Raw genomic sequence first — 3,159 nt, 5'->3', positions numbered from 1 at the left:
AACAAAAAACCCCTCATCGAATGATGAAGGGTTTTCAAAAAAAAGGCGGCGACATACTCTCCCACATAAATGCAGTACCATCTGCGCAGTCGGGCTTAACTTCTCTGTTCGGAATGGGAAGAGGTGAGCCCCGACGCAATAACCACCTTAAGAGGTTAAATTGCTTTGAGCAATTTTTCAATTGTAATGATATTAACAATTGAACAATATCTTAACATACTGAGATAAATAAATTTAAAAGAAAGTTTCGCTCCCCGCCTTAGCGGGGAGGCTTGTACATAAGCTTACGGGTTATTAGTACTACTCGACTATGACATTACTGCCTTTACATCTATAGCCTATCAACGTGGTCATCTTCCACGACCCTTAAAAGAAATCTCATCTTGTGGTGGGTTTCGCGCTTATATGCTTTCAGCGCTTATCCCTTCCCGACGTAGCTACTCTGCAGTGCTCCTGGCGGAACAACAGATACACCAGCGGTCAGTCCAATTCGGTCCTCTCGTACTAGAATCAGATCCACTCAAATTTCTAACGCCCACAGTAGATAGAGACCGAACTGTCTCACGACGTTCTGAACCCAGCTCGCGTGCCACTTTAATGGGCGAACAGCCCAACCCTTGGGACCTTCTCCAGCCCCAGGATGTGACGAGCCGACATCGAGGTGCCAAACCCCCCCGTCGATATGAGCTCTTGGGGGAGATCAGCCTGTTATCCCCGGCGTACCTTTTATCCTTTGAGCGATGGCCCTTCCATGCGGAACCACCGGATCACTATGCTCTACTTTCGTACCTGATCGACCTGTATGTCTCTCAGTCAAGCTCCCTTATGCCATTGCACTCTACGCACGGTTACCAAGCGTGCTGAGGGAACCTTTAGAAGCCTCCGTTACTCTTTTGGAGGCGACCACCCCAGTCAAACTACCCACCAAACAATGTCCCCCGCAACGCGGGGTTAGGCCTCAGACAAGCAAAGGGTGGTATTTCAACAATGACTCCACAACGCCTAGCGACGCCGCTTCACAGTCTCCCACCTATCCTACACATCACGTGTCCAAGGTCAATATTAAGCTATAGTAAAGGTGCACAGGGTCTTTTCGTCCCACTGCGGGTAATCGGCATCTTCACCGATACTACAATTTCACCGAGCTCATGGCTGAGACAGTGTCCAGATCGTTACACCATTCGTGCAGGTCGGAACTTACCCGACAAGGAATTTCGCTACCTTAGGACCGTTATAGTTACGGCCGCCGTTTACTGGGGCTTCAATTCAATGCTTCTCCGAAGATAACATCTCCTCTTAACCTTCCAGCACCGGGCAGGTGTCAGGCCCTATACTTCATCTTACGATTTTGCAGAGCCCTGTGTTTTTGATAAACAGTCGCCTGGACCTCTTCACTGCGGCCAGCTTGCGCTGGCGACCTTTCTCCCGAAGTTACAGGTCTATTTTGCCTAATTCCTTAGCCATGAATCTCTCGAGCACCTTAGGATTCTCTCCTCAACTACCTGTGTCGGTTTACGGTACGGGTACTTATAATCTAAGTTTAGAAGATTTTCTTGGCAGCCTTTAGGTACACTATCTCGTTGTCCGAAGACTCTGAGTACTATCGCATTTCACCAGTCCCAGCGGATTTGCCTACCGGGCCTATAGCTAAGTGCTTTAACGAACTATTCCGTCAGTTCGCGGTACTTTCACCACTGCGTCTCTCCATCACAATTATAAGTAGTACGGGAATATTAACCCGTTGGCCATCGACTGTCCCTTTCGGGTTCGCCTTAGGACCCGACTAACCCGCAGCTGATTAGCATAGCTGCGGAAACCTTAGTTTTTCGGTGTGCGGGTTTCTCGCCCGCATTATCGTTACTTATGCCTACATTTTCTTTTCTAAACAGTCCAGCATGACTCACATCACACCTTCGACCCAGTTTAGAATGCTCCCCTACCACTTGTATTACTACAAATCCATAGCTTCGGTAGTATGCTTATGCCCGATTATTATCCATGCTCGTCCGCTCGACTAGTGAGCTGTTACGCACTCTTTAAATGAATGGCTGCTTCCAAGCCAACATCCTAGCTGTCTGGGCAGACAAACCTCGTTTTTTCAACTTAGCATACATTTGGGGACCTTAGCTGATGGTCTGGGTTCTTTCCCTCTCGGACATGGACCTTAGCACCCATGCCCTCACTGCTGGTAAACATTATATAGCATTCGGAGTTTGTCAGGAATTGGTAGGCGGTGAAGCCCCCGCATCCAATCAGTAGCTCTACCTCTATATAACTTATATCCAGCGCTGCACCTAAATGCATTTCGGGGAGTACGAGCTATTTCCGAGTTTGATTGGCCTTTCACCCCTACCCACAGGTCATCCGAAGACTTTTCAACGTCAACCGGTTCGGACCTCCACTATGTGTTACCACAGCTTCATCCTGCCCATGGGTAGATCACACGGTTTCGCGTCTACCATTACTGACTATAGCGCCCTATTCAGACTCGCTTTCGCTACGGATCCACACCTGAAGTGCTTATCCTTGCCAGCAACGGTAACTCGTAGGCTCATTATGCAAAAGGCACGCCGTCACCCCACTAAAGGGCTCCGACCGCTTGTAAGCGTATGGTTTCAGGATCTATTTCACTCCGTTATTCACGGTTCTTTTCACCTTTCCCTCACGGTACTGGTTCACTATCGGTCTCTCAGGAGTATTTAGCCTTAGCGGATGGTCCCGCCAAATTCACACAGGGTTTCACGTGCCCCGCGCTACTCAGGATACCACTATCTATATCTTCTCTTACCCATACAGGACTATCACCCTCTTTGGTTAACCTTTCCAGGTTATTCCGGTTCAATCCACATAGAATGTCGTGGTCCTACAACCCCAAAATTGCCGTAACAACTCTGGTTTGGGCTAATCCGCGTTCGCTCGCCACTACTTACGGAATCACTTTTGTTTTCTTCTCCTCCGCCTACTTAGATGTTTCAGTTCAGCGGGTTTGCCCCCTATCGGGTAATGCATCTTCAATGCATTGGGTTGCCCCATTCGGATATCTACGGATCAATTCGTGTGTGCCAATCCCCGTAGCTTTTCGCAGCTTATCACGTCCTTCATCGCCTCTGAGAGCCTAGGCATCCCCCATACGCCCTTATTTTGCTTATGTGCCGCCTA

At 48.7% G+C, this 3,159-nt stretch carries 2 rRNA genes; both read right to left on the bottom strand.

What is annotated here, in order from left to right:
- Positions 1-40: 40 nt before the first annotated feature.
- Positions 41-150, bottom strand: a 5S ribosomal RNA gene (gene rrf, locus NAT47_RS12465).
- A gap of 124 nt (positions 151-274) precedes the next feature.
- Positions 275-3,151 (bottom strand): 23S ribosomal RNA (locus NAT47_RS12460).
- Positions 3,152-3,159: the final 8 nt, after the last annotated feature.

The organism is Flavobacterium fragile, assembly GCF_023634865.1.
GTDB classification, from domain to species: Bacteria; Bacteroidota; Bacteroidia; order Flavobacteriales; family Flavobacteriaceae; genus Flavobacterium; species Flavobacterium fragile.
This window is presented reverse-complemented; position numbering and strand designations above follow the sequence as displayed.